At 60.5% G+C, this 25,611-nt stretch carries 27 protein-coding genes and 2 tRNA genes; 22 read left to right on the plus strand and 7 right to left on the minus strand.

What is annotated here, in order from left to right; all coding sequences use genetic code 11:
• The first annotated feature begins 57 nt into the window (after nucleotides 1-57).
• Together DOM58_RS02570 and DOM58_RS02575 are read left to right on the plus strand one after the other, a co-directional pair.
• Nucleotides 58-1,185 carry a zinc-dependent alcohol dehydrogenase family protein gene (locus DOM58_RS02570; protein ID WP_110691666.1) on the plus strand — a complete coding sequence of 376 codons (1,128 nt, stop codon included), beginning with the start codon at nucleotides 58-60 and terminating at the stop codon, nucleotides 1,183-1,185.
• A gap of 114 nt (nucleotides 1,186-1,299) precedes the next feature.
• Entirely contained in the window at nucleotides 1,300-2,679 is a 1,380-nt protein-coding gene (locus DOM58_RS02575; protein ID WP_110691667.1) for a class II fumarate hydratase, read from the plus strand.
• A gap of 164 nt (nucleotides 2,680-2,843) precedes the next feature.
• Here the strand turns inward: DOM58_RS02575 and DOM58_RS02580 are convergent, their stop codons facing one another.
• The 3 genes from DOM58_RS02580 to DOM58_RS02590 all read right to left on the minus strand — a co-directional run bounded on the left by DOM58_RS02580 (nucleotide 2,844) and on the right by DOM58_RS02590 (nucleotide 6,649).
• Nucleotides 2,844-3,920 (minus strand): endonuclease/exonuclease/phosphatase family protein, encoded by a 1,077-nt coding sequence (locus tag DOM58_RS02580; RefSeq protein ID WP_110691668.1) that lies wholly within the window; start codon nucleotides 3,918-3,920, stop codon nucleotides 2,844-2,846.
• Between the two features lie 125 nt (nucleotides 3,921-4,045).
• Entirely contained in the window at nucleotides 4,046-5,572 is a 1,527-nt protein-coding gene (glpD, locus tag DOM58_RS02585) for a glycerol-3-phosphate dehydrogenase (protein WP_110691669.1), read from the minus strand.
• A 270-nt stretch (nucleotides 5,573-5,842) separates the two neighbouring features.
• Entirely contained in the window at nucleotides 5,843-6,649 is an 807-nt protein-coding gene (locus DOM58_RS02590) for a DeoR/GlpR family transcriptional regulator (RefSeq protein ID WP_110691670.1), read from the minus strand.
• 342 nt (nucleotides 6,650-6,991) lie between these two features.
• Between DOM58_RS02590 and DOM58_RS02595 the strand changes: the two genes are divergently transcribed.
• The 9 genes from DOM58_RS02595 to DOM58_RS02635 all read left to right on the plus strand — a co-directional run bounded on the left by DOM58_RS02595 (nucleotide 6,992) and on the right by DOM58_RS02635 (nucleotide 14,692).
• A tRNA-Val gene (locus tag DOM58_RS02595) sits at nucleotides 6,992-7,068 on the plus strand.
• A 60-nt stretch (nucleotides 7,069-7,128) separates the two neighbouring features.
• Nucleotides 7,129-7,205, plus strand: a tRNA-Val gene (locus DOM58_RS02600).
• 463 nt (nucleotides 7,206-7,668) lie between these two features.
• Nucleotides 7,669-8,778, plus strand: a complete 1,110-nt coding sequence (locus tag DOM58_RS02605; protein WP_110691671.1) for an ABC transporter ATP-binding protein — start codon at nucleotides 7,669-7,671, stop codon at nucleotides 8,776-8,778.
• Entirely contained in the window at nucleotides 8,779-9,891 is a 1,113-nt protein-coding gene (locus DOM58_RS02610) for an ABC transporter ATP-binding protein (protein WP_110691672.1), read from the plus strand.
• On the plus strand, nucleotides 9,878-10,741 hold the full coding sequence (locus DOM58_RS02615; RefSeq protein ID WP_075562013.1) for a carbohydrate ABC transporter permease: 864 nt from the start codon (nucleotides 9,878-9,880) through the stop codon (nucleotides 10,739-10,741). The genes DOM58_RS02610 and DOM58_RS02615 overlap by 14 nt, the downstream gene beginning before the upstream one ends.
• A gap of 7 nt (nucleotides 10,742-10,748) precedes the next feature.
• Entirely contained in the window at nucleotides 10,749-11,549 is an 801-nt protein-coding gene (locus DOM58_RS02620; RefSeq protein WP_075562014.1) for a carbohydrate ABC transporter permease, read from the plus strand.
• Between the two features lie 28 nt (nucleotides 11,550-11,577).
• Nucleotides 11,578-11,850, plus strand: a complete 273-nt coding sequence (locus tag DOM58_RS02625; protein ID WP_075562015.1) for a DUF2160 domain-containing protein — start codon at nucleotides 11,578-11,580, stop codon at nucleotides 11,848-11,850.
• Between the two features lie 82 nt (nucleotides 11,851-11,932).
• The gene (locus DOM58_RS02630; RefSeq protein WP_075562016.1) at nucleotides 11,933-13,681 is read left to right on the plus strand and encodes an ABC transporter substrate-binding protein; all 1,749 of its coding nucleotides are present in this window, start codon (nucleotides 11,933-11,935) and stop codon (nucleotides 13,679-13,681) included.
• Between the two features lie 177 nt (nucleotides 13,682-13,858).
• Nucleotides 13,859-14,692 carry an HDOD domain-containing protein gene (locus tag DOM58_RS02635; RefSeq protein ID WP_110691673.1) on the plus strand — a complete coding sequence of 278 codons (834 nt, stop codon included), beginning with the start codon at nucleotides 13,859-13,861 and terminating at the stop codon, nucleotides 14,690-14,692.
• Between the two features lie 44 nt (nucleotides 14,693-14,736).
• Here DOM58_RS02635 and DOM58_RS02640 read toward each other — a convergent pair whose 3' ends face one another.
• The 4 genes from DOM58_RS02640 to DOM58_RS02655 form a co-directional block, all read right to left on the minus strand.
• Nucleotides 14,737-15,210, minus strand: coding sequence for a GAF domain-containing protein (locus DOM58_RS02640; protein WP_075562104.1), 474 nt, complete (start codon nucleotides 15,208-15,210; stop codon nucleotides 14,737-14,739).
• A gap of 120 nt (nucleotides 15,211-15,330) precedes the next feature.
• Entirely contained in the window at nucleotides 15,331-16,131 is an 801-nt protein-coding gene (locus DOM58_RS02645; RefSeq protein WP_110691674.1) for a MetQ/NlpA family ABC transporter substrate-binding protein, read from the minus strand.
• A 138-nt stretch (nucleotides 16,132-16,269) separates the two neighbouring features.
• On the minus strand, nucleotides 16,270-16,923 hold the full coding sequence (locus tag DOM58_RS02650) for a methionine ABC transporter permease (protein WP_075562019.1): 654 nt from the start codon (nucleotides 16,921-16,923) through the stop codon (nucleotides 16,270-16,272).
• Nucleotides 16,904-17,947, minus strand: coding sequence for a methionine ABC transporter ATP-binding protein (locus DOM58_RS02655; protein ID WP_075562020.1), 1,044 nt, complete (start codon nucleotides 17,945-17,947; stop codon nucleotides 16,904-16,906). The genes DOM58_RS02650 and DOM58_RS02655 overlap by 20 nt, the downstream gene beginning before the upstream one ends.
• Before the next feature lie 283 nt (nucleotides 17,948-18,230).
• Here DOM58_RS02655 and DOM58_RS02660 point away from each other — a divergent pair, with 283 nt between their 5' ends.
• The 11 genes from DOM58_RS02660 (at nucleotide 18,231) to DOM58_RS02710 (ending at nucleotide 25,590) form a co-directional block, all read left to right on the plus strand.
• The gene (locus DOM58_RS02660) at nucleotides 18,231-18,839 is read left to right on the plus strand and encodes a riboflavin synthase subunit alpha (protein ID WP_110691675.1); all 609 of its coding nucleotides are present in this window, start codon (nucleotides 18,231-18,233) and stop codon (nucleotides 18,837-18,839) included.
• A 144-nt stretch (nucleotides 18,840-18,983) separates the two neighbouring features.
• Nucleotides 18,984-19,535 (plus strand): adenine phosphoribosyltransferase, encoded by a 552-nt coding sequence (locus tag DOM58_RS02665; protein WP_075562022.1) that lies wholly within the window; start codon nucleotides 18,984-18,986, stop codon nucleotides 19,533-19,535.
• 103 nt (nucleotides 19,536-19,638) lie between these two features.
• Nucleotides 19,639-20,127 carry a xanthine phosphoribosyltransferase gene (gpt, locus tag DOM58_RS02670; protein ID WP_110691676.1) on the plus strand — a complete coding sequence of 163 codons (489 nt, stop codon included), beginning with the start codon at nucleotides 19,639-19,641 and terminating at the stop codon, nucleotides 20,125-20,127.
• Nucleotides 20,128-20,145: 18 nt separating this feature from the next.
• The gene (gene ung / locus DOM58_RS02675) at nucleotides 20,146-20,835 is read left to right on the plus strand and encodes a uracil-DNA glycosylase (RefSeq protein ID WP_110691677.1); all 690 of its coding nucleotides are present in this window, start codon (nucleotides 20,146-20,148) and stop codon (nucleotides 20,833-20,835) included.
• 57 nt (nucleotides 20,836-20,892) lie between these two features.
• The gene (gene upp / locus DOM58_RS02680; RefSeq protein ID WP_075562025.1) at nucleotides 20,893-21,522 is read left to right on the plus strand and encodes a uracil phosphoribosyltransferase; all 630 of its coding nucleotides are present in this window, start codon (nucleotides 20,893-20,895) and stop codon (nucleotides 21,520-21,522) included.
• A complete protein-coding gene (gene mobA / locus DOM58_RS02685; RefSeq protein WP_245392122.1) occupies nucleotides 21,519-22,148 on the plus strand; it encodes a molybdenum cofactor guanylyltransferase MobA in 630 nt (209 codons plus the stop codon). The genes upp and mobA overlap by 4 nt, the downstream gene beginning before the upstream one ends.
• 47 nt (nucleotides 22,149-22,195) lie before the next feature.
• On the plus strand, nucleotides 22,196-22,771 hold the full coding sequence (gene mobB / locus DOM58_RS02690) for a molybdopterin-guanine dinucleotide biosynthesis protein B (RefSeq protein WP_075562106.1): 576 nt from the start codon (nucleotides 22,196-22,198) through the stop codon (nucleotides 22,769-22,771).
• 132 nt (nucleotides 22,772-22,903) lie between these two features.
• Nucleotides 22,904-23,686, plus strand: a complete 783-nt coding sequence (gene moaC / locus DOM58_RS02695; RefSeq protein WP_110691678.1) for a cyclic pyranopterin monophosphate synthase MoaC — start codon at nucleotides 22,904-22,906, stop codon at nucleotides 23,684-23,686.
• 13 nt (nucleotides 23,687-23,699) lie between these two features.
• Nucleotides 23,700-24,161: a molybdopterin synthase catalytic subunit MoaE gene (gene moaE, locus DOM58_RS02700; RefSeq protein WP_075562027.1), complete on the plus strand. Its 462-nt coding sequence runs from the start codon at nucleotides 23,700-23,702 to the stop codon at nucleotides 24,159-24,161.
• Entirely contained in the window at nucleotides 24,158-25,147 is a 990-nt protein-coding gene (gene moaA, locus DOM58_RS02705; RefSeq protein ID WP_110691679.1) for a GTP 3',8-cyclase MoaA, read from the plus strand. The genes moaE and moaA overlap by 4 nt, the downstream gene beginning before the upstream one ends.
• 152 nt (nucleotides 25,148-25,299) lie before the next feature.
• Complete coding sequence (locus DOM58_RS02710) at nucleotides 25,300-25,590, plus strand: H-NS family histone-like protein (protein WP_075562029.1); 291 nt, start codon at nucleotides 25,300-25,302, stop codon at nucleotides 25,588-25,590.
• Nucleotides 25,591-25,611: the final 21 nt, after the last annotated feature.

A 25,611-nucleotide genomic window follows, 5' to 3' on the forward strand; every position in this document is an offset into this window, starting at 1 on the left:
AAAGAGCTGCCGCCCCGTTGGCAGTCGCTCCAGGCGATCCAGAAACAGGAGGTGTTCGTGAAAATTCGTGCCGCCGTGATTCATGAGATGAAAAAGCCCCGTCCGTATCGGGAGTCACTGCCGATGTCGATCGAGGAAGTCGAGCTGGATGGGCCGGGCCCGGGTGAAGTGTTGGTCAAGATGCGTGCCGCCGGCTTGTGTCATTCGGATCTGTCGACGATCAACGGGGATCGGCCGCGCCCGCTGCCCATGGTGCTGGGACACGAGGCGGCCGGGGAGGTTGCCGAGGTGGGCGAAGGCGTGACCGATCTCGCGCCGGGCGATCATGTGGTGTTCTCTTTCGCGCCCAGTTGCGGCGCGTGCTCGTCGTGTCTTTCCGGGCGAGCAGCGCTGTGCCAGCCCGGGGCGGCAGCCAACACCGCCGGGCATCTGCTGGGTGGGGGAATGCGGCTGCACAAGGGCGGGGAGAAGATCTACCACCATATCGGCGTCTCGGGCTTTGCCGAGTACACGGTCGCCTCGCGGCGCTCCCTGACCAAGATCGATTCCAGCCTGCCATTTCACATCGCGGCGCTGTTCGGTTGCGCGGTACTGACGGGCGTCGGTGCGGTGGTACATACGGCAGGGTTGCGGCTGGGGCAATCGGTGCTGGTGGTCGGGCTCGGCGGGGTAGGCCTCGCGGCAGTGATGGGCGCGGTCGGCGGTGGCGCGCGCCAGATCATCGCCGCCGATATCGCACCGGACAAGCTGGAGACCGCCAAGGCGATGGGGGCGACGCATATCGTCAACAGCGGGGATCCGGATGCGGTAGCGCAGGTGCGCGAGATCAGTGGCGGCGGTGTGGATATCGCGGCCGAATTCGCCGGCGTTGCCAAGGCGCTGGAGTTCGCCTACGAGTCCACCGCGCGTGGCGGCACGACGGTGACGTCCGGCTTGCCGCATCCCGATGTGCGCTTCGCCATCAGTCCGACCCGAATGGTCGCCGAGGAGCGCACGCTCAAGGGCTCCTATCTGGGCGGTCATGTGCCGTCGCTGGATGTACCCGAGTACATCGCGCTTTATCAGGCTGGCCGACTGCCGGTGGACCGGCTGCTGACGCATCGACTGACGCTGGACGAGATCAACCTCGGCTTCGACCGTCTGGCCGATGGTCAAGCCATTCGTCAGATCATCGATTTCGATTGAGTCGCTAGCCGGGCAGGTTGCGGATCGACTGCTAGTCTTGAAGGAGTCTCGGAGAGGTGGCCGATGCCTTGGCTGCCTCTTTCGCATTTCATCCGTCACCGACAGGAGAAAGTCATGGCTCAGACACGAGTCGAGCGCGACAGCATGGGCGAACTGGAAGTCCCCGAGAGCGCGCTCTATGGCGCTCAGACGCAGCGTGCCATCAACAATTTTCCCATCAGCGGTCGGCCACTGCCGGCGGCATTTATTGCCGCGGTGGCGCGGATCAAGCAGGCGGCCGCCGAGGTCAATCTGGAGCTGGGCCTGCTCGATGAGGATCGTGCCAAGGCGATCGTCGCTGCGGCCGACGAGATCGTCGCGGGCAAGCATCCGGATCAATTCCCGATCGATGTCTTTCAGACGGGGTCCGGCACCTCGACCAACATGAACGTCAACGAGGTGATCTCCCACCTCGCAAGCCGTGCCGGGCTCGAGGTGGGTCCCAATGATCACGTCAACATGGGCCAGTCGAGCAACGATGTGATTCCCACGGCCATTCATCTGGCGGCGGCGATCGAGGTCAACGAGCGTCTATTGCCCGCTCTCAATTATCTGCGTTCGTCCATCGACGACAAGGCGGCCTCCGTCGACGACGTGGTCAAGACCGGCCGCACGCACTTGATGGATGCGATGCCGGTTCGGCTGAGCCAGGAGTTGGGCGGCTGGTCGAGCCAGATCGGACAGGCCGTCGAGCGTCTCGAGGACGGCTTGAAGCGGATTACCCGGTTGGCGCTGGGCGGTACCGCGGTGGGCACGGGCGTCAATGCGCATCCCGATTTCGCGGCGAAAGTCGCCCAGCGTCTGGCCAGCGCCACACGGCTCGAATTTCGTCCCAACGACAGTTTCTTCGCCAGCCTGGCTTCCCAGGACGCTGCGGTGGAACTTTCCGGTCATCTCAAGACCTACGCCGTTGCCGTGATGAAGATCGCCAACGACCTGCGCTGGATGAACTCCGGACCGCTGGCAGGGCTAGGCGAAATCGAGCTCGAAGCGTTACAGCCGGGCAGTTCGATCATGCCCGGCAAGGTTAACCCGGTCATTCCCGAATCGGCCGCCCAGGTCGCCGCTCAGGTGATCGGCAACGATGCCGCGGTCACGGTGGGCGGGCAGAGCGGCAACTTCCAGCTCAATGTGATGCTGCCGATGATCGCTAACAACGTGCTGGACTCCATCACGCTGCTCACCAATGTCAGCCGGCTGCTGGCGGATAGCGCCATCGCCACTTTCAATGTCCGTCGCGACAACATCGAGACGCCGCTTTCCAGGAATCCGATTCTGGTGACGGCACTCAATTCGGTGATCGGCTACAACGCCGCTGCGGCAGTGGCCAAGAAGGCCTATCAAGGCGGAAGACCGATTATCGATGTGGCCGAAGAGGAAACCGATCTTTCTCGTGAAGAACTCGAACGGCTGCTCGATCCGACCAAGCTGACCCAGGGCGGCATACCGGAGTAAACCGGGCTTGACTGTGCGGAAGGCTGTTTCTGCAGTGACCCACAACAAAACGCCACCCGATCGGGTGGCGTTTTTGTCGGATGCCTCGGTCGGGCGAATCCCTTTTGCTTTGGGGCTTTCTATACAGTCCTTTCCTGCACTGTCTTTTTCTACACTGTCTTTCCCTATACCGGTGCTTCGCCGTGCCGATCCTGCGCTTCTTCGATGGTGTCCTCGGCATCTTCGCGTTCTTCACCGTCCGCTTTTTCCGGCTCGTTTTCATCGGCGCGGGAGGGGGCGTAGGAGAGCGTGACCAGGATCGGAAAGTGATCCGATCCGACTTCCGACAACCGCTGCATATGCACCAGCGTGAAATGCTCGGTGACGAAGACGTGGTCAAGAGGCCAACGCAGGATCGGATATTTGGCGTGAAAGGTGCTGTACTGTCCGCGGCCTCGGCGCAGATCGAGCATTCCACTGATCTTGCAGAATAGCTTGGTCGTCGGTGACCACGCGACGTCATTGAGGTCTCCGGCCACGATGGTCGGCAGCTTTTTCTTGGCGATGGCCTCGCCGACCAGCAGCAGTTCGGCATCACGCCAGAGTGATTCGTCGCTCTCCGATGGCGCGGGCGGGCGCGGGTGCAGCGCATGAAAGCGAACCCTTTCGCCGCCTGGCAAGCGTACCCAGGCATGAATCGAGGGAATGTCGTCCTGGATCAGCCACTTGACCTCGACATCCTCCAGCGGCACTCGGGAGTAGAGGTGCATGCCGTACAGATTGTCTAGAGGGATACGGATCGCCTGCGGCATCATCTCGCCAATGGCGGCATCCAGCTGATCACCCCACCACTGGTCCGATTCCAGCGTCAGCAGCATGTCGGGCTGGTGCTGCTTGACCAGGGCGATCAACTTGTCGGCTTGTCGGTTCGGCGTTAGCACGTTGGACACGAGCAGCCTGAGCTGGCGGTCAGGGGTGTGGGACTCTGCCTCGACCACCGTGCAGCGAGCCAGACGCGTCCAGGGATAAATCCGCGTCCATTGAATGCCGGCAGCAATCACGCTGGCGGCTATTCCGGCCCAATGCCACCAGGCGCTGGGTCCGAATGCCAGCTGGGCCAGTGCCAGAACGGTGGCGGCGATCGCGATCTGCAGAAGCGGGAAATCGAAGCTACGAATGGTCCAGTGTCGAATCCTCAGATAGGGCGCGAGGGTGATCAGCAAGACGAGGCAACCAAGACAGGTAAACAGGAGCTGCAGCAACGGGTCATTCCTTGTATCGGGATAGGGCACCTTGCCGGGTCAAGAGTAGCAGAAATGCGTCCCGACAATGATACCGTGGGCTTGGGGCGATTCACGCTACTTGGCAATGCAGCCGGTGACAGTTTTCAGCAGGCTTTCGATGATGCCACCGACGTGACGAGAGCCGGGAGCTGATCGAGATAGTCCGCCAATGCCTGCTGATCTTCACTCGTCAGTCGCAGCCCGAGTTTGCTGCGCCGCCAGAGAATGTCTTCGCTGGTACGTGCCCATTCGTGTTCGATCAGATAGTCGACCTCGGCGCGAGTCAGTCCGCCGCCAAAATGCTGGCCAAGTGCTTCCTGACTCTGCTTGCCACTCAGAAAACGCAGACACAGCGTGCCGTAGCTGGAAGCGAAACGCTCGGCCCGTTCCCGACCGAGGAACGGATAATCGCGCAGCAGCTGCAGGACAAAGGCCTCCCGCGATTCGATATCCCCGCCGGGGAGACGAGCCTCGGCCGTCCAGGCCTGGCCCATGTCCGGCATCAGCGGTTGAAGCTTGTGCAGCGCCGCTTCCGCCAGCTTGCGATAGGTGGTGATCTTGCCGCCGAAGATCGACAGCATCGGCGCGCCGTGGCTGTCGAGGTCGAGTGTATAGTCGCGTGTCATGGCCGAGGGATTCTCGGATTCGTCGTCACACAGTGGCCGAACACCAGCGTAGGTCGAGATGACATCCTCGCGGCTCAGCTGCTTGACGAAGTGCGCGTTGAGTACCTCGAGCAGATAGTCGATCTCCTCGTCGTTGACGCTGACCTGGGAAGGGTCGCCCTGATAGCGGCGGTCGGTGGTGCCGATCAGGCTGAAGCGCTGCTGATAGGGCAGCACGAAGACGATACGGCCATCCTGATTCTGCAGGATGTAGGCGCGATCATCCTGATTGAGGCGCGGTACGACCAGGTGGCTGCCCTGGATCATGCGGATGCCGTAGCGCGATTCCCGCTTGGCATTGTTCTTGACAAAAGACTCCACCCACGGCCCGGCGGCATTGACCAGAACCTTGCCACGGCACTCCTGGCGCTCTCCGGTATCGCGGTTCTCCAGGCTGACCCGCCACTGGCCGTTCTCCTCGCTGGCCTGGGTACAGCGCGTTCGTACCCGTATATCTGCCCTTTTCTCCTGCGCCTGCAAGGCGTTCAGTACCACCAGGCGCGCGTCGTCTACCCAACAGTCCGAGTACTCGAACCCTTTCCTGATCGCCGGCACCAGCGGACTGTCGGCACCGAATCGCAGAGTCCTGGCATTGGCCAGACTGTCACGATGGCTCAGATGATCGTAGAGAAACAGACCGGCGCGAATCATCCAGCCTGGGCGCAGATGTGGCTGGTGCGGAAGAATGAAGCGTAGCGGCCAGACGATGTGTGGCGCCTTGCGCAGCATGACTTCACGTTCCCTCAGCGCTTCCCGGACCAGCCTGAACTCCCGGTGTTCGAGATAACGCAGGCCACCATGGATCAGCTTGCTGCTGGCCGACGAGGTGGCGCTGGCAAGATCGGACTGTTCGCACAAAAGCACGGAAAGGCCACGTCCAGCGGCATCGTTGGCGATCCCGGTACCGTTGATGCCGCCGCCGACAACGATGAGGTCGTAAACGTGTTGCGGGGTCGCAGAAGCCATGCCGTTCTCCCGAAAGCGTGATGACATCGAATATGTTCGTTTACGAAAATAAATTAATCACTTTCGAACATCAAGCGTGTCATTGCGCTTGGAGGAGTCCAGTGGTCGTCCATTGGTCATAGTTGGTGATTTGTCACACGATCGAATCGCCCAAGAGAAAGAACCGACACAAGGTTGGCTTCCCGAGAACGCCGGTCGACGGCCGGCGCGGAAGGGGAGGGGAGAGTTCGTCAAGTGCGCGATGATCGCGTCACTTCAATTCAGTCGGAGTCAGTTCGCCTCGGCGGTTAAGGCCTCCGCTTCGACCGCTATCAGAGGATCCGCGACGTACAATGCCACGTCATGTTCACGCATCAGGCGGCACAGAACGTCAGGCGGCTGGCGGTCGGTGAAAAAGGCGTTGATCTGGCTGAGATTGCCCTGTCGTACCACGGCATTGCGGTGGAACTTCGAATGGTCCGCTGCCAGAAATACCTGACGGGAGTTGCGCAGGATGGCCTGGGCCACGCGAACTTCCTGATAGTCGAACTCCAGTAGCGAGCCGTCACCGTCGATACCGCTGATGCCGATGATGCCGTAGTCCACCTTGAACTGATTGATGAAATCGATGGTCGCCTCGCCGATGATGCCGCCGTCCCGCGAGCGAACTTGCCCCCCGGCAACGATGACGTTGAAATCGGTCTTGTGCTGAAGAATGGCCGCCACGTTCAGATTGTTGGTAATGACTTCCAGCCCGCTATGCTGGCACAGCGCTTCGGCAATGAATTCGTTGCTGGTCCCGATATTGATGAACAGCGATGAAGAGTCGGGAATCTGGGCAGCCAGCATCTCGGCAATGCGCCGCTTGGCATCGAGATTGAGCGTCTTGCGGGTGTGATAGGCGGTGTTGACCGTACTCGATTCGAGCCCGGCCCCGCCGTGCACGCGCTTGACGATGCCTTCTTCCGCGAGTTGATTGAGATCCCGGCGTACCGTCTGGGGCGTGACGTCGAAATCCTTGGCAAGCTGTTCGATCGAGGCATAACCCTGGCGCTTGACCAGCTCGACGATGGCTTCGTGACGTTCCTGCTGGGTCATGTTGATTTCCTGCCGCGGTTCGATGGCTATTGTTGAAATGACGTCATGGCGAGAGTTTATCAAACCCTTACCCGGAACCGGGGTTTCAGTAGGGCCATCAGGCGCATCGGGCCATAGACCATGGTCTATGGTGTCAGCAGTCGAATTCAGGTCGTTGTCGATTGAAGGTGATAGCGAGGGTGAAAGTGAGGATGAAAGTGAGGATGAAAGTGGGGGCGAAAAAGAATAGTGCCGACATGACAGGCAGTTGGCGTCGAATTTTTGTTGTCGAAGGGTTGCATTCCGCGTCTGCCCGGGTAAAATTCGCATCCGTTGTCACGGCAAGCTCAGCGCAACGTCTGTAGGACCGTAGCTCAGTTGGTTAGAGCGCCACGTTGACATCGTGGAGGTCAGCGGTTCAAATCCGCTCGGTCCTACCAAAGTCAGACCTAGCAAGTCAGATGACTTTGCAGATGAAGGGGTTTGCGATAACGCATTTCAGGACCATAGCTCAGTTGGTTAGAGCGCCACGTTGACATCGTGGAGGTCAGCGGTTCAAATCCGCTTGGTCCTACCAGATTCGAACCTCGAGCCACGGCTCGGGGTTTTTTTATGGTCGAGTTTTTTTCCCTGTCCCTGTCCCTTTCCCATTTCACTTTCTATTTCTTCTCGGTCCCTTTTCGCTGGTGTGATCCGATGGCGCCTGCCGGGGCGTACGTTGCGTGGAAGTTGCTTCCCGGGCCGAATGACAAAGTCTTCAGACGCTACTCGACGCCAAGATTCGTTTTCAGTCGTCGATGTTGAAATGCGAACGGCAGGCGAGACAAACCGACTCGTTTGTCAGGATTTCCTGTCTGCCAGCACTGTCGAGTGTAGGACATTGGTGGTTGAGACTAAGGTTGCAGCTTTTTTAAACGTAATAAAATCAATTAAATAGAAGCCTGTTTTTGCAAAACTCGTTTTCTGCTTTTTTCGTCGTATAGCTTTATAAAACGGCTGTTCTAGGATGCTCGGAAGAGAAAACGGGAACGGCGCCACTCATGTCATTACAACTCCACAATGTGACACTGTCGGTGCGGGGCGAGACTTACATCGATGACGCCAGTCTGACGCTGGAGCCGGGGTCGTTCAACGTGTTGCTGGGACACACGTTGGCGGGCAAGACGACACTGATGCGACTGATGGCGGGCCTGGACAGGCCTGACAAGGGCTCGGTACATCTCGATGGCCGAGACGTGACCCATGTGCCGGTTCGTCAGCGCAACGTCTCGATGGTGTATCAGCAATTCATCAACTACCCCACATTGACCGTCTTCGACAATATTGCTTCGCCGCTCAGGCAGGCCAAGATGTCCCGCCAGGAGATCACCCGTCGAGTCGAGGAAACGGCTGCAATGCTCGGGATTCAGCACCTGCTGGGACGCTATCCGCAGGAACTCTCCGGTGGGCAGCAGCAGCGCACGGCGATGGCCCGAGCATTGGTCAAGGACGCGGATCTGGTGCTGTTCGATGAACCTCTGGTCAATCTCGACTACAAGTTACGCGAAGCGCTGCGCGTCGAGATGCGCAAACTGTTCGAATCGCGCAATACCATCGCGGTCTACGCCACCACCGAGCCCGCGGAGGCCCTGGCACTGGGCGGCACGACGACCCTGCTGCACCAGGGCCGGATCGTTCAGAGCGGGCCTAGCGGCGACGTCTATCGCCATCCGCGTAACCGTGAGGCCGCCACGCTGTTCGGCGAACCACCGATCAACTTGATGCCGATGACGGTCGACGGATGCGAGTGCCGGATCGCCGATCAGCGCCAGCCGCTGCCAGAAGAGTGGCGCAATCTCTCCGACGGCGACTATCAGGTCGGTATCCGGCCTCATCACTGGTCGCTTCAGCCGCTCTCGGAAGCGGCGTTACGTCTGCCGGCCATCGTGCGCGTAGCGGAGATCAGCGGCTCCGAAACCTTTCTGCATCTGTCGCATGATCGGATCGACCTGGTCGCGCACCTGGCAGGGATTCACGAGTTCGGCGTCGATCAGGCGTTGGACATTCACGTCGCGTGCCGACAGTTGTTCGTATTCGAGCCGGGTGGTGATCTGGTGTTGTCGCCATCCTCGTCGCGACCAGCGCTTGCGAGCGTTCGAGGAGAACTCTAGATGGCAGAAATTCGCCTCGAACAGCTGGCGCACAGCTACCATAGCGCCCCTTCGCAACCCCGCGATTACGCACTCCGGCCGATAGACCACGTCTGGGAGCAAGGGGGCGCCTACGCCTTACTGGGCCCCTCGGGCTGCGGCAAGAGCACGCTGCTCAACATCATCTCCGGTCTGTTGGCGCCCTCGGAAGGCCGCGTACTTTACGACGGCAAGTCGGTCAACGATCTCAGTCCGCAGGATCGCAATATCGCCCAGGTTTTCCAGTTCCCGGTGGTCTACGACACCATGACCGTTCACCAGAACCTGGCGTTTCCACTGCGCAATCAGGGACAGCCACGCGAGCGCATCGATGCCCGAGTGAGAGAGGTGGCCGAGGCGCTGGAGATCGAGCCGCTGCTGAACCGAAAGGCGAAGAACCTGACGGCGGACGAGAAGCAGAAGGTGTCGATGGGACGCGGCCTGGTGCGTGACGACGTGGCGGCGATCCTGTTCGATGAGCCGTTGACGGTGATCGATCCCCAGCTCAAGTGGCGGCTGAGGCGCAAGCTCAAGGAGATCCACCAGCGCTTCAACGTGACGATGGTTTACGTTACCCACGACCAGCTCGAGGCGTCCACCTTCGCCGACAAGATCGCGGTGATGTACGAAGGCCAGATCGTCCAGTTCGGCACGCCGCGAGAGCTGTTCGAGAACCCGCAGCATACCTTCGTCGGCTACTTCATCGGCAGCCCCGGTATGAATCTGCTGGATGTCGCCCTGGGCGAGACGGGTATCGAGTTCGACGGGCGAACGCTGGCGGTGGCCGACGCGATCGTCGCCCAGCTCCGGCAGCGCGAAGGCGAGCGCCTGCAGCTCGGCATCCGGCCGGAATTCGTGCAGCTGGTGGCGCCGGAGAATGCGGTACTGCACGGGTATGTCGATCTGGTTCAGGACCAGGGCACCTTCAAGATCGTCGATGTGCGCCTCGATACGCCATCGGCACCGGTGGTCAAGGCGCGCCTGGGAGAAGAGGCCAACGTTCCCGAGGGGCGAACTGGCGTGCACTTCCCCGAACCCTGGCAGCGCTTCTATATCGACGACCATCTGGTGGGAGTGGCTGATGAAAACCTATAACAACAAGGCCTGGTGGCTGGTACTGCCGGTGTTCGTGCTGGTGGCCTTCAGCGCCATCATCCCGATGATGACGGTGGTCAACTATTCGGTACAGGACATCTTCGACCCGAGTACGCGCTACTTCGTGGGCACCGAGTGGTATCGCGAGATCCTGGCGGATCCGAGGCTGCACGATTCGCTGGTGCGGCAGTTCATCTACTCGTTCTGCGTGCTGGCCATCGAGGTGCCGCTCGGTATCATCGTCGCGCTGTCGATGCCTCGGCGAGGGTTGGGCGTGCCGGTCAGCCTGATTCTACTCTCTCTACCGCTGCTGGTGCCGTGGAACGTGGTGGGGACGATCTGGCAGATCATCGGGCGAGAGGACATCGGTCTGTATGGCTGGATTCTCAACAGCCTGGGGCTCGACTACAACTACGCCTCCAATCCACGGGACGCCTGGATCACGGTGTTGGTGATGGACGTCTGGCACTGGACCTCGCTGGTGGCGCTGCTGTGCTACTCCGGGCTGCGATCGATTCCCGATGTCTACTACCAGGCGGCCAGAATCGATCGCGCCTCTCACTGGGCGGTGTTCCGCTTCATCCAGTTGCCGAAGCTCAAGAACGTGCTGTTGATCGCGGTCATGCTGCGCTTCATGGACAGCTTCATGATCTATACCGAGCCGTTCGTGCTTACCGGTGGCGGGCCGGGCACGGCCACGACATTCCTCAGCCAGACGTTGACCCAGATGGCGCTGGGCCAGTTCGATCTGGGCCGGGCATCAGCGTTTTCGCTGATCTACTTCCTGATCATTCTGCTGGTGACCTGGGTGTTCTATACCGCCATGACGCATAACGACAACAAGGAATGACGCCGCCATGAGACTGCGCAAGAGTCTGGTGATGCTGATCTATCTGCTGTTCGTGCTGGTGCCTATCTACTGGCTCGTCAACATGTCGTTCAAGTCGAACCGGGAAATCCTCGGCGGGCTGACGCTATGGCCGACCGCCCCGACACTGGACAACTATCGTGTCATTTTCACCGAGCCGACCTGGTACACGAGTTATCTCAACTCTCTCAGCTATGTCTCGATGAACATGCTGATTTCGTTGCTGGTCGCGTTGCCGGCCGCCTATGCGTTCTCGCGCTATCGCTTTCTGGGCGATAAACACATGTTCTTCTGGCTGCTGACCAACCGGATGGCGCCGCCGGCCGTGTTTCTGCTGCCGTTTTTCCAGCTTTACTCGGCGGTAGGGTTGTTCGATACGCCGATCGCGGTAGCACTGGCGCACTGCCTGTTCAACGTGCCGCTGGCGGTATGGATTCTCGAGGGTTTCATGTCGTCGGTGCCCAAGGAGATCGATGAAACCGCGTATATCGATGGTTATACCTTTCCCAAGTTCTTCATCAAGATTTTCCTGCCGATGATTCGGCCCGGCATCGGCGTCACGGCGTTTTTCTGCTTCATGTTCTCCTGGGTCGAACTGTTGCTGGCGCGAACGCTGACCTCGGTCGATGCCAAGCCGATCGTGGCGCAGATGACCCGTACGGTCTCGGCATCAGGCATCGACTGGGGCGTGCTGGCGGCTGCAGGCGTCGTTGCGCTGCTGCCTGGCATCGCCGTGATCTATTTCGTGCGCAACCACGTGGCCAAGGGCTTCGCCCTGGGTCGCGTCTGATCCGTCTGGCCAAAGAGGGGGAACCACTATGGGTTGGATGGCCTGGACACTACCGACGACTCTGTTCTTTGCCGGGATCGCGGCACTGCTGGTCGCGATGACGGTATGGCAGACCGTATCTCCGGGGCGAGAACGCAAAGGCTTTCTGCCACTGACGACATCGCGCGGCGATCGGCTGTTCATCGGCCTGCTGGCATCGGCCTACGGCCATTTGCTGGTTCTGGCACTCACCGACTGGCCGCTCTGGATCGCGACCGCGATCTGTGTGGCAGCCATGGCAATCATCATGAAATGGGGGTAACGCATCGACCAGGGATCACCGCTCTTCATCGGATAGCGCCACGACAGCAAACGAAGTAAGGATAACAAAGAGGGTTAACGCTATGTTCGATATCAAGCACGCCAGATCGCGACGCCGACTGCCACTGAGCATCGGCATCAGCCTTGCCGGTTTGATGGCCGTCTCGGGAACCGCGATCGCCGATCAGTATCAGGATGCCGCCAAACGCTGGCTGAGTGACGAGTTCAAGACCTCGACACTCACTCCGGAACAGCAGATGGACGAGATGCAGTGGTACATCGATGCCGCCAAGCCGTTCCGTGGCATGCAGATCAACGTCGTTTCGGAGACGCTCACGACGCACAAGTATGAGTCCGAGGTTCTGGCCCGCGCGTTCAGCGAGATCACCGGCATTCAGCTGAAGCACGATCTGATCCAGGAAGGGGATGTGATCGAGAAACTGCAGACGCAGATGCAGTCCGGTCGCAACATCTACGATGCCTACGTCAACGACTCCGATCTGATCGGCACGCATTTTCGCTACGGCAAGGTGGTGCCGATTTCCGACATGATCAAAGGCGACGCCGCCGAGGTGACCTCGCCGACACTGGATCTCGATGACTTCATCGGCCTCTCGTTCACCACCGGACCTGACGGCAAGGTCTATCAGCTGCCGGATCAGCAGTTTGCCAACCTTTACTGGTTCCGCGCCGACTGGTTCGACGATCCCGATCTCAAGGCGCGTTTCAAGGAAAAGTACGGCTACGACCTGGGCGTGCCGGTAAACTGGTCGGCTTACGAGGATATCGCCGACTTCTTCACCAATGACGTCCACGACATCGATGGCCAACGGGTGTACGGCCACATGGATTACGGCAAAAAGGATCCCTCGCTGGGCTGGCGTTTCACCGACGCCTGGTTCTCGATGGCCGGGGCGGGCGACAAGGGCATCCCCAATGGCCTGCCAGTGGACGAATGGGGGATTCGGGTCGAGGATTGTCGGCCGGTGGGCTCAAACGTTACCCGAGGTGGCGCCACCAACGGCCCGGCCGCAGTGTTCGCGACCCAGAAGTACATCGACTGGCTGCATGCCTATGCGCCCCCGGAAGCCCAGGGCATGACGTTCTCGGAAGCCGGGCCGGTGCCGGCGCAGGGCAATGTCGCCCAGCAGATATTCTGGTACACCGCCTTTACCGCCGACATGACTCAGAAGGGGCTGCCGGTGGTCAACGAGGATGGCACGCCCAAGTGGCGGATGGCGCCATCACCGGTGGGGCCGTATTGGGAAGACGGCATGAAGAAGGGCTATCAGGACGTCGGATCCTGGACCTTCATGAAATCGACCCCCGAGAAGAACCGTCTCGCCGCCTGGCTCTATGCGCAGTTCGTGACCTCGAAGACGGTCTCGCTGCAGAAGACGCTGGTGGGGCTGACGCCGATCCGGGAATCCGACATCCAGTCCCAGGCGATGACCGACGCCGCGCCGAAACTGGGTGGCCTGGTCGAGTTCTATCGTAGCCCGGCGCGACTGCAGTGGTCACCGACCGGCACCAACGTGCCGGACTATCCCAAGCTGGCGCAGCTGTGGTGGCAGTATATTTCCCAGGCGGTCAGCGGTGAAACCAGCGCGCAGCAAGCCCTGGATGGGTTGGCGGACGCCCAGGATCGGATGATGGAGCGCCTGGAGCGGGCCAATGTCCAGCCAAACTGCGGGCCCAAGCTGAACGAACCTCGCGATGCGCAGTATTGGCTGGATCAGCCCGGTGCGCCCAAACCCAAACTCGACAACGAGAAACCGCAGGGCAAGACCGTCCCTTACGACGAGATGGTGAAATCCTGGCAGAAGAGCTGAGCAACTGACTCGGCAGTCACCTGCAACATCAACTTATCGCGTCGCCAAGGCGACGACCTCCCCGCCGGTTTACCGGCGGGGTTTTTGTTTGTCATTCCGGCCATTGGGTTAACTTATGCCGGCCTCAGGACTTTTCGTGGAGCGACAGATAATATTGGGGAATAGCTGGAGTGAAACATGTCATTGAATTCGCTTTTCGAACACATTCATCAGTTACCTAGCGTACCCGCTGTGGTCACCGAGCTGATCGCCAGTCTGGACAATGACCGGATCAGCATTCATCGGGTGTCGTCCATCATCCGCAGGGATCCCAGCCTCAGCCTGAAACTATTACGCTCCGCCAACTCCGTGCGCTATGGCGTGGGTCGAAACGTGGCAACGATCGACGATGCCTTGCTGCTGCTGGGCTTCGATCGCGTACGCACGCTGGTGATAGCCTCGGGTATGGTCGGCATGCTCAAGGAGGTGCCTGGACTCGACCGCAAGGCTTTCTGGCGCGAGTCGTTCATGGTCGCCAATTTGAGCCGTACGATCGTCCAGCACAGCAAACTGGGGGAGTTGGCGCCAGAGACCGCGTTCACCTGTGGCATTCTGCATCACGTGGGCTCCGCGCTGATGCATATCGGCCACCCGGAAACGATGCAGCGGATCGATGCACTGGTCGAGCAGGGCGCGCCGCGGATCGAGCTGGAAGCCAATCAGTTCGGCTACACGTTCAGCGAAGTAGGTGCCGAGCTGGGGCGCCGCTGGCGCTTCCCGCAGACGATCTGCAACGCCCTGACGTATCAGGGCAAGCCCTTGGAAGCCGTGCCTTTCTCGCCCTACGCCGCTGCCGTTCATCTGGCGATCGGTCTCTATCAGAATATCGCCGGCGGGCGTCGTGAAGAGCACGCCCTGGGAGAAATGCCGCGAGAGGTTCGTCGTCCGCTGGCGCTGGATCTGCTATCGCTCTATGAAGATATCCTGCAGATAGTGCGCACGGATGACGAGCTGGGCGTGTTTCTGGATTGAAGCCGACATCGTGCGCTCGACAGTCCGAGACCGGTTTCAGGATTTCAGTCTTGTCCGACGCTCTCATGGAGGTCGCTGGCGGCGGCGAAAACATGACACAGACGCTCGATACCCGCTTGATCCTCGGCCGTGAATCGAGCCGGTTCGGGGCTATCGATATCCAGCACGCCCCAGACTTCGTCGTCGATGATGATGGGAACGACCAGCTCCGAACGCGACGCTGCATCGCAGGCGATATGATCGGGGACGGCGTGAACGTCGTCGACGCGCTGAGTCCGGCGCGAACGTGCGGCGGCACCGCAGACGCCTTTGGAGAACGGAATCGGGTTGCACGCCGGCTGACCCTGGAACGGTCCCAGAATCAGCGTCTCCGGTTGGCGCTGTAGATAGAAGCCGACCCAGTTCAGCTTCTCGAGTGTCTGCATCAGGAAGGCGCTGGTCTGGGCTGAGTTGGTCAGCCAGTCGCGCGTATCCAATAGCGCTGTCAGCTGGCGCTCGAGGGAATCGTAGTCGGTCATCGTGGTCTCCTCGAAAAATGAACGAAAAAAGGTCAACCGAAAAACGAAAACCAGCGCCTCGGGCGCTGGTTTCGCGATGATCATGATGCCTGGCTCGTCACATTGGTGACGCCGCCGCGATCACTTCCAGCCGGGAACGGCGCCGCCCTGGAACAGCTCCTGGGCCTTGTCGGCCACGGCATCGGACTGATAGGCCTTGACCAGTTCCTTGATCTCCTTGCGATCCTGATCGCCACCCCGCACCACGATCAGATTGACGTAGGGCGAGTCCGGGCCTTCCTTGATCAGCGCATCGTCCAGTGTCAGACCGGCGGGCTGCGTGAAGGTGCTGTTGATGAAGGCCATGTCGACGTCCTGCAGTACGCGCGGCATCTGGGCGGCCTCGATCTCCTTGAACGAGTAGTCGTGCGGGTTCTCGGTGATGTCGATCGGCGTCGCTTCCAGATTCTCGTCGTCGTCGAGCGTGATCAGGCCTTGCTTGTCCATCAGGATCAGCGAGCGACCTTCGTTGGTCGGATCGTTGGGAACGGCGATGGTCGCGCCATCCGGCAGATCGTCGATGCTGTCGTACTTGGCGGAGTACGCGCCGATCGGGTAGACGAAGGTCTTGCCGGCCACGGCGAAATCATAACCGCGGTCGTTGACCATCGAGCGCATGTACGGCTCGTGCTGGTAGGCGTTGGCATCCAGGCTGCCGTCCGCCAGTGCCGCATTGGGCGTGACGTAGTCGGTGAACTCGATGATCTCGACATCGAGGCCGTACTTCTCTTTGGCCACCTGTTTGGCCACCTGCATGACATCGGTCTCGGGACCGGCCATGGTGCCGACCTTGATGGTGTCATCGGCGGCATGAGCGCCACTGGCGACCAGGCCCAGACTCAGCGCGGCAGCGCCCAGCGTGCGTGTGATTGAAATCGGCATTGGCGACTCTCCCTGAGGATATTGCTATCGATGATTGAGGCCGACGCTCTTGTCGGCGTCTGACGACAGCTGAAATATAACGGAATAACAACGGCCGCGGTAATTCATTCTGGTTATTAATCTAGTGGCCGTTGGCAATCACTTGTGATCGCTCTTGCGCACCAGATAATCCCCCAAGCTCTGAAACAGCTGCACCATGACCACGAGCACGACCACGGTAATCAGCATTACGGTCGGGTTGAAGCGGTTGTAGCCGTAGCGGATACCCAGGTCACCCAGCCCGCCGCCACCCACCGCGCCGGCCATGGCGGAATAGCTGACCAGGGCGACGACGGTGATCGTCAGACCGTTGATGATGCCGCCCCGGGCTTCCGGCAGGAGCACCTTCATGATGATCTGCATCGGCGTCGCGCCCATCGACTGCGCGGCCTCGACCAGGCCGGGAGAAACCTCGTTAAGCGCACCCTCGACCAGCCGGGCGACGAACGGAATGGCGGCGATGGTCAGCGGTACCGCGGCGGCATTGGTGCCGATGGAGCTGCCGACGATCATGCGGGTGAACGGAATGATCGCCACCAGCAGGATGATGAACGGTACCGAACGGCCGACATTGGTGACGATACCGAGGAGGGTATTGATGATCGGCTGGGCCAGAATCTGGCGTGGCCGAGTGACGTAGAGCAACACGCCGAGCGGCACGCCGATGAGCGTGGACAGGATGCCGGCGACGGCAACCATGTAGAGCGTCTCGAGCGTGGACTGCCAGACGAGATCAATCAGGGCGCTGGACATGACCCATTACCTCCACTTGCAGATCAAAGGATTCGAGCGTTGCCAGCGCTTGCCGGGTCTGCGAGGCGCTGCCCATCAATTCGGCGATCATCAGGCCCAGCGTGCGGCCCTGAATGGATTCGACCTTGGCCTGCAGAATGCTGACGTCGATGCCATGTTCACGGGCCAGCCGCGAAATCAGCGGGGTGGCCACGCTGTCGCCGGAGAACGTCAGTCGCACCACTGGGTGGGTGTTCGCTCCCGCTTCCGGTTCCAGGCGTTCGATCAGGGCCTGGGGTGCTTCCAGCTTGAGGAAGTCATTCAGAAATTCCCGACCCAGCTGCGTGCCAGGCGAGGTGAAGAAGTCACCGACATCCGCGTCCTCGACCAGGCGGCCATCGGAAATCAGCCCCACTCGATGGCAGATCGTCTTCACGACTTCCATTTCGTGGGTGATCAGCAGAATGGTCAGCCCAAGCTGCTGATTGATCTCCTGCAGCAACGTCAGGATCGACGCCGTCGTCTGCGGGTCGAGCGCCGACGTTGCCTCGTCACAGAGCAGCACTTTGGGCCGGCTGGCCAGGGCGCGGGCAATGGCCACGCGCTGTTTCTGGCCGCCGGACAACTGCGCCGGATATTGCGTTGTCTTGTCGGCGAGGCCCGTCATCTCGAGCAGCGGCGTGACGCGTTCGCGAATGGCCTGGCGCGACTGGCCCATCAATTCCAGCGGCAACGCCACGTTGTCGTAGACGGTACGATTGGTCAGCAGGTTGAAGTGCTGGAAGATCATCCCGCACTGGTGGCGCGCCTGTCGCAGCGCGGCGGCGTCCATGGCGGTCAGTTCCTGCCCGTCGATGATGACGCGACCGGCGGTCGGCCGCTCGAGCAGATTGACGCAGCGGATCAGGGTCGACTTGCCGGCGCCGGAAAGGCCAATGACGCCGTGAATCGTGCCTTTCGGCACCTGCAGGTCGATGTCCTTCAGCGCCTGCACGGCGCCGGGCCCGCTGCCGTAGGTTTTGGAAACGTTGTCCAGTGAGATCATTGGGCGTGTCGAAAGCGTCTGGCTGAGAGTCGGAAAAGCGGGGCGCCGTCTACCGCGCCGATAGGGCGCCAACGGCGTCAGACCCGCGTCGATGAGCGCAGTAGTATACGGATCTCGCCGGGTCGGAGCGACCGCGGGATGTCGCACGGCAAGCGCGCCGATTTCCTGGCAGGCATCATTTCCTGGCAGGCATCGCCAGCGTGCTAGAATTCTCGTTCTTGTTGCCCGCCGAGCGTGTCTGTCATCGGCGGCTAGCTATCCGTCCAGGCCAGGAGTGAGGTTCATGTTTACCGGGATCGTGCAGGATGTGGGTACCGTGATAGCGATCGAGGAGCGTGAGCAGTTGCACACCCACGTGGTGGTGATGTCGGCGGCGATGCGCGAAGGCCTGACGTTGGGGGCATCGGTATCCCATAACGGTTGCTGTCTGACGGTGACGGCGATCGACGAGGAAAACGTCAGTTTCGATCTGATGCGTGAAACGCTGCGGCTGACCAATCTGGGTGATCTCGGTGTCGGAGGCCGGGTCAACCTCGAGCGAGCCGCGCGCTTCGGCGACGAGATCGGCGGGCATGCGATGTCGGGCCATATCATGGGAATGGCCAAGCTGGTGGAAATCGACGAAGCGCCCAACAATCGGCGGCTGTGGTTCGAGCTACCGCAGGATCTGGCTCGCTTCGTGTTCGACAAGGGTTATATCGGTGTCGACGGCATCAGCTTGACGATCGGTGCGGTGGAAGCCGGGCGGTTTTGCGTCAATCTGATTCCGGAAACGCTGGTCAGAACGACCATCGGCGAACGAGTGCCGGGGGATCGCGTCAATCTGGAGATTGACCCGCAGACCCAGGCGATCGTCGAGACCGTGGAGCGGGTAATGGCGTCGCGCAGCTGATCGTCGAGGACAGGCCATTCCATGCCGGCCACGGCTCGCGCCATGGCCTCGGCTTGGGTAACATATGCGCCTTTGCGCCAAGAATCATCGTTGCAGGACTGACTGTTTACGGCGCGCCGTGTCCGGCCAATGGAGTTTCCCCTGATGAGTAGCAGTATCTACGGCGACTATATCAAGTCGGTCATTCGCACCGTGCCCGACTGGCCGCACGCTGGCGTCAACTTCCGCGACATCACGCCGCTGCTTCAGAACAGCGCCGCGTTTCGCAAGCTGATCGACAGCTTCGTGCATCGCTATCAGGAGCTCGAAGTCGATGCCATCGCCGCCATCGACGCGCGCGGCTTCATCGTCGGCGCACCGCTGGCCTACGAGCTGGGCTGCAGCTTCGTACCGGTTCGCAAGAAGGGTAAGCTTCCGTTTCGAACGATCAGCGAGACCTATACGCTCGAGTACGGGGAGTCGACGGTCGAACTCCATGCCGACGCGTTTCGCGAGCATGATCGCATCGTGCTGATCGACGATATCATCGCGACGGGCGGGACCATGCTGGCGGCGGCGTCGCTGATTCAACGCAGCGGCGGCCACATCGTCGAGACAGCGACCATCCTCGACCTGCCGGAACTGGGTGGCTCGGCCAAGATCCGCGAGGCCGGCTATAGCGTCTTCGCGGTCTGTAGCTTTACCGAAGACGAGTAAACGTCTCGGAGCCGTTATTCGAAAAGGCCTCCATTCGAAACGATAGAAGAGGCCTGCCGCCGCCATCTGCCGATGGCGGCCCGATCCACAGGTTGGATACGCCATGACCGCCAATCGTTATCAGCACCATTTCACCGTGTCCTGGGACCAGCTTCACCGCGATGTCCGGGCGTTGTGCCATCAGCTCGTCGAACGGGATTTCCAGGGGATCGTTGCGATCACCCGCGGTGGACTGATCCCGGCTGCGCTGATCGCCCGCGAGCTCGATATCCGCCTGATCGACACGGTCTGCATCAAGAGCTACGACGAACAATTCCAGGGCGACCTTGACGTGATGAAAGGCGTCGATCACGACGGTGACGGCTGGCTGCTGGTCGACGACCTGGTCGATACCGGCAAGACGGCGCGGGCCGTGCGCGAGATGCTGCCCAAGGCCCACTTCGTCACCGTCTATGCCAAGCCGGAGGGACGCCCGCTGGTCGACCAGTGCCTGACCGAAGTGGCTCAGGACTGCTGGATCCAGTTTCCCTGGGATCTCGGCCATGCCTACGTCGAGCCGCTGGTAGACCAGATGCGCTCACCCAAACCCTGACTGACGCGGAGCTCTTCGATGTCTCAGTCGCCGTTACCGGACAGCTGGAACGCCTATCTCGGCGATGAATTCAGCGCTCCCTACATGCTGAAACTGCGCGAGTTTCTGGCTGAAGAGAAGGCCGCGCACAAGGTCATCTATCCGCACTCGTCGCACTGGTTTCGCGCCTTCGAGCTGACGCCGCTGGATCAGGTCAAGGTGGTGATACTGGGGCAGGACCCTTATCACGGGCCCCATCAGGCCCACGGCCTCTGCTTTTCGGTGCGCCCTGGCGTGCCGACGCCACCCTCGTTGCAGAACATCTACAAGGAGCTGGCCACCGACGTCGCCACGACGCCGGTCAATCATGGCTTCCTCGAAAGTTGGGCCGAGCAGGGCGTGATGCTGTTGAACAGCGTCCTGACGGTGGAGCAGGGCAATGCCGGTTCTCACCGCAATCGCGGCTGGGAGACGTTCACCGATCGTGCGATTCAGGTGATCAACGAGCACTGCGACGGCGTGGTGTTTCTGCTGTGGGGCAGCTATGCCCAGAAGAAAGCGAGCTTCGTCGATCGCGGCAAGCATCTGGTCCTGCACGCGCCGCATCCCTCGCCCTTATCCGCTCATCGGGGGTTTTTCGGTACGCGCCACTTTTCCCAGGCCAATGCCTTTCTCGCCAATCGTGGGCTGACGCCGATCGAGTGGCAATTGCCGGCCAGCGTCGCCTGAATCCGGCTCCTCGCGTACAATATCGGCGTTTCCTCCATTATGACGAAGGCGCCGATCATGAGTGTGCATCCCATCTCCCATCCCCTGGTCAAACACAAGCTCGGACTGATGCGGGCGGCCGATATCAGCACCAAGAGCTTTCGTGAACTGGCTTGCGAAGTGGCCAAGCTGCTGACTTACGAAGCGACCCAGAATCTGGAGATGGAACCGGCGACGATCGAAGGCTGGGACGGCTCGCCGATCGATGTCGAGCAGATCAAGGGGAAGAAAGTCACCATCGTGCCGATTCTACGTGCCGGTCTGGGCATGCTAGATGGCGTCACCGACCTGATTCCCAGTGCGCGCATCAGCGTGGTGGGGCTCTATCGGAACGAAGAGACGCTGGAGCCGGTGCCCTATTTCGAGAAGTTTGTCAGCGACCTGGACGAGCGTCTGGCGATCGTCATCGACCCCATGCTGGCCACGGGCGGCTCGATGGTCGCGACGCTGGACATGCTCAAGGAGCGAGGCTGCCAGCAGATCAAGGTGATCGTGCTGGTGGCGGCGCCGGAAGGGATCGAGCGGGTGCAGCAGTCCTATCCCGATGTCGAGATCTACACCGCGGCCATCGACGAGCGACTCGACGAGAACGGCTACATCGTCCCGGGTCTGGGCGACGCCGGCGACAAGATCTTCGGCACGCGGTGATCGAACGTTCCGATGTGACGGGCGTACTGCTTGCCGGCGGTCGCGGGCGGCGCATGGGCGGCGTCGACAAGGGCTGGTTGTCTCTCGACGGGGAGCCGCTGGTCGAGCGTGCGCTGCGCCGGCTGGCGCCTCAGGTCGATCGGATCGTCATCAGTGCCAATCGCCACGTCGACGACTATCGACGCCTGGGCCATGCCGTCGCCACCGACTCGCTGCCTGACTATCCCGGCCCGCTGACCGGCCTTTCGAGTGCGTTGCCGCTCGTCTCCACGCCCTGGGTTCTGTTGACGCCGGTGGATATGCCTTGGCTGCCGTCCGATCTGGTACCTCGACTGTCGAGTTCGATGGGCGAGGCGGACGTCGTCGTCGCGCATGACGGACAGCGGCTCCAACCGCTGGTCGCATTGATCCGCAGTTCGCTTCACGAGGACCTGGCGGAATGGCTGGAGGCCGGCGGTGGCAAGGTGATCGGCTGGTATGATCGGCACCGTTGGTGTCGGGTCGAATTCTCCAACCGGGAGGCCGAGTTCACCAATCTCAACACCCCGCAGGAGCACGAGTGGGCGGACCGCGCGGGCAAAGCGCCAACCGGCTCATCAGGATGCGACAGAGAGACACGCCGATGAATCAGCCGGACGACGCTGCGCCCGGCAATGACAATCCGGGTGCTGTCATGCCTCATGACGTCATCCTTGCCAAAGGCTCGATTCCGCTGCTCGGCGTTGCTGCCTGGAGCGGTACCGGCAAGACGACGCTGCTGGAAGCCTTGCTGCCAGGGTTACGCCAGCGTGGTTGGCCGGCGGCGGTGATCAAGCACGCCCACCATGAATTCGACATCGATACGCCGGGTAAAGATAGCCACCGCCTGCGAGAGGCCGGTGCGGCGCCGATGGTCGTGGCCTCCGGACGGCGCTTCGCGCTGATGATGGAAACCCCCGGCCAGCAGGAACCAGACCTGCCGGCGCTGGTGGCGCAGGTCGCGGCCCTGAAACCCGCGTTGATTCTGGTCGAAGGGTTCAAGACGTGGCCGATTCCCAAGCTGGAACTGTATCGCGGCGATGATGGCCGACCGCTGCTGGCCGAGCACGATGCTTGGGTCGAAGCGGTAGCCTTCAAATCCGCGGACACACCGCCGCAGATTCTGGCGCGATTGCCGGCGAAAGTGGCCCGGCTCGAGCTGGACGATCGCGAGGCGATTCTCGACTGGATCGTCGATTGGGCGATCCGTGAGCAGGCCGAGCGAAATTGAACGATCCGCTCCGGAGTCGGCCTTTCTATCGATCTGTCATGATGTGTGCCATGTGAATGACAGGCATCAACGCGCCAGCCACACTACACTGTCCGTTTGATCTCACACGATTCGAAGCGAGGCGAAATCCGCATGACGCTCACGCATCTCAACGCGCGAGGCGAAGCGCATATGGTCGATGTCGCCGATAAACAGGAGACGCGACGTGAAGCGCGTGCCTGTGGTGCGATTCACATGCAGGCTGCGACATTGGCACTGCTGGCCGAAGGCGGACTGCCAAAGGGAGACGTCCTGGCGACTGCCCGAATTGCCGGCATCCAGGCCGCCAAGCGAACCCCCGAACTGATCCCGCTGTGTCATGCACTGGCACTATCGAAAGTCAGCGTCGAATTCAGGCTGGATACGTCGCAAAACTGCGTGCATGTCGAGGCGTTCTGTCGTCTCAATGGGCGCACGGGTGTCGAGATGGAAGCACTGACAGCGGTCTCGGTCGCGTGCCTGACGCTTTATGACATGTGCAAGGCGGTCGACAAGGGGATGACTATCGACGGCGTCCGCCTGGAAGAAAAACGCGGCGGACGCTCCGGTGACTGGTCGCGTGAATCAGCGCCTGAATCGGACGAGATTGCGGCATTCAATGAGGAGGCGTCATCCGTCGCGAACACCGTCACGATACACTTTCTCGCCGAGCTTCGGGAACGCTTCGCCATCGCCGAATTGACGCTGGATTGGGAGCAGATTCCGTCTCGCGATATCGCGGGCATCAAGCTGGCATTGATCGACCGGGATCCCAAATTCAAGGCATTGCTGCATCAGCGCGTTCTTTGCGCGCTCAATCAGGCCATGAGTCAGGATGATGCTCCGATAGCGCCGAGTGACGAAATCGCTTTCTTCCCGCCGGTCACCGGTGGTTGAACGGAGGGGACACATGACGATAGCGATAAGGGTTCAGCAGACGACTTTCGACGTTGGCGCTGAACAGCTCGCACTGACAGAGAGTCGTTGCGACATCGGCGCCGTGGTCAGTTTTACCGGATGGGTGCGCGACTTCAACGAGCGTCCCGACGTGACGGCGCTGACCCTGGAACACTTTCCGGGGATGACCGAGAAGGCGCTTCACGCGATAGCTCAGGAAGCCAGTGACCGCTGGTCGTTACAGGGCGTCACCATCATTCATCGCATTGGTCGTCTAGAGCCGGGAGAGGCCATCGTTCTCGCGATGGCGGCTAGCGCGCACCGTCACGCGGCTTTCGAGGCGTGTGACTTCATCATGGACACTTTGAAAACGCGGGCCCCTTTCTGGAAAAAGGAGCACACCGAGAGTGGCTCCTATTGGGTCTCGGAACGGCAAAGCGACCGCGAAGCTGCGGATCGCTGGGAGCATTCATGACCGCTTTGATCGACAAGTTTTCGCGTCAGGTTCGGTACGTACGAATTTCGGTCACCGACCGCTGTGATTTTCGCTGCGTTTACTGCATGAGCGAAGAGATGACATTCCTGCCGAGAGCCCAGGTCCTGACGCTCGAAGAGTTGCATCAGGTCGCGCGCGCTTTCACTGAGCTGGGCGTCGAAAAGATACGGCTCACCGGCGGCGAACCGCTGGTACGCAAGGGGATCGATAATCTGGTGGCTGACATCGGTGGCCTGCCGGGTCTGAAGGATTTTGCCATGACCACCAACGGGGCCAGCCTGCCCCGTTACGCACGGGCGCTGAAAGCGGGTGGCATGACTCGTCTCAATATCAGTCTGGATTCTCTCGATCCCGAACGGTTCAAGCGGCTGACCCGAACCGGAGATCTGGGCAAGGTCATAGACGGTATCCACGCCGCGCAGGACGCCGGCTTCGAACGTATCAAGCTCAACGCCGTCATTCTGCGTGGACGCAATGACGACGAAGTGCTGGATCTGGTCGACTTCGCCCGCACCGAGCAGTTGGATATCAGTTTCATCGAAGAAATGCCGTTGGGGGATGTCTCGGATCACTCGCGTGGAGAAACCTTTTACTCGAGCGATGACGTACAGTCCCGCATCGAGCCTCGCTACGCTCTCATGCCGTCGACGGAATCGACTCTGGGCCCGTCGCGCTACTTCCGCATGCCCGGCAGCGAGAGTCGTGTCGGCTTCATTTCTCCCCATAGCCACAATTTCTGCAGCACTTGCAATCGTGTGCGCGTCACGGTCGAGGGCAGGTTGTTGCTCTGCTTGGGTAACGAGCACTCGGTGGATCTGCGCGATACCTTGCGTCGCTATCCGGGCGAACTGGAACCTCTCAAGGAGCAGATTATCGAGGCGATGGATTTGAAGCCGGAGCGTCATCATTTCTCGACGGACGGAGACGTGCAAGTTGTTCGCTTCATGAATATGACGGGTGGTTGAAGCGCTTTAGCATTAACCCCGGGAAGTATTTGAATCAAAAAAGGCACNNGTGCCTTTTTTGATTTAATTTCTTGCCAAAAGGGGGGGTGAGAATATACTTTCAACAAAACATCCGGCCTAATGTCGTGTCGAAATCTAGCAAGGAGAGGACGATGTCCACCGAGTCTCTGGAACGCATCGCTCGTAATAAAAACGTTGCGCGTGCCGCTGCACGTCAACTGAGCATGGAGCAGTTACATAAGCTCTCCGAAGTCATCGTCGAAGTGATCGAACAGAAGCAGGAAGAAGATCACGAGCGTCTGAAGGAAGAGGCTGACAAGCAGAAGAAGCTGGCCGAAATCCGCGAGGCGATGAATAGCGCTGGATTGTCGATGGATGATCTGGTGGGAGAGCAGCCGCGCAAGCGTCGCGGCCGCCCGCCGAAGAATGCCAACAAAGGCTGAATCGGATCGCGATGTCCGGAA

Source organism: Salinicola halophyticus (assembly GCF_003206695.1).
GTDB lineage: Bacteria > Pseudomonadota > Gammaproteobacteria > Pseudomonadales > Halomonadaceae > Salinicola > Salinicola halophyticus.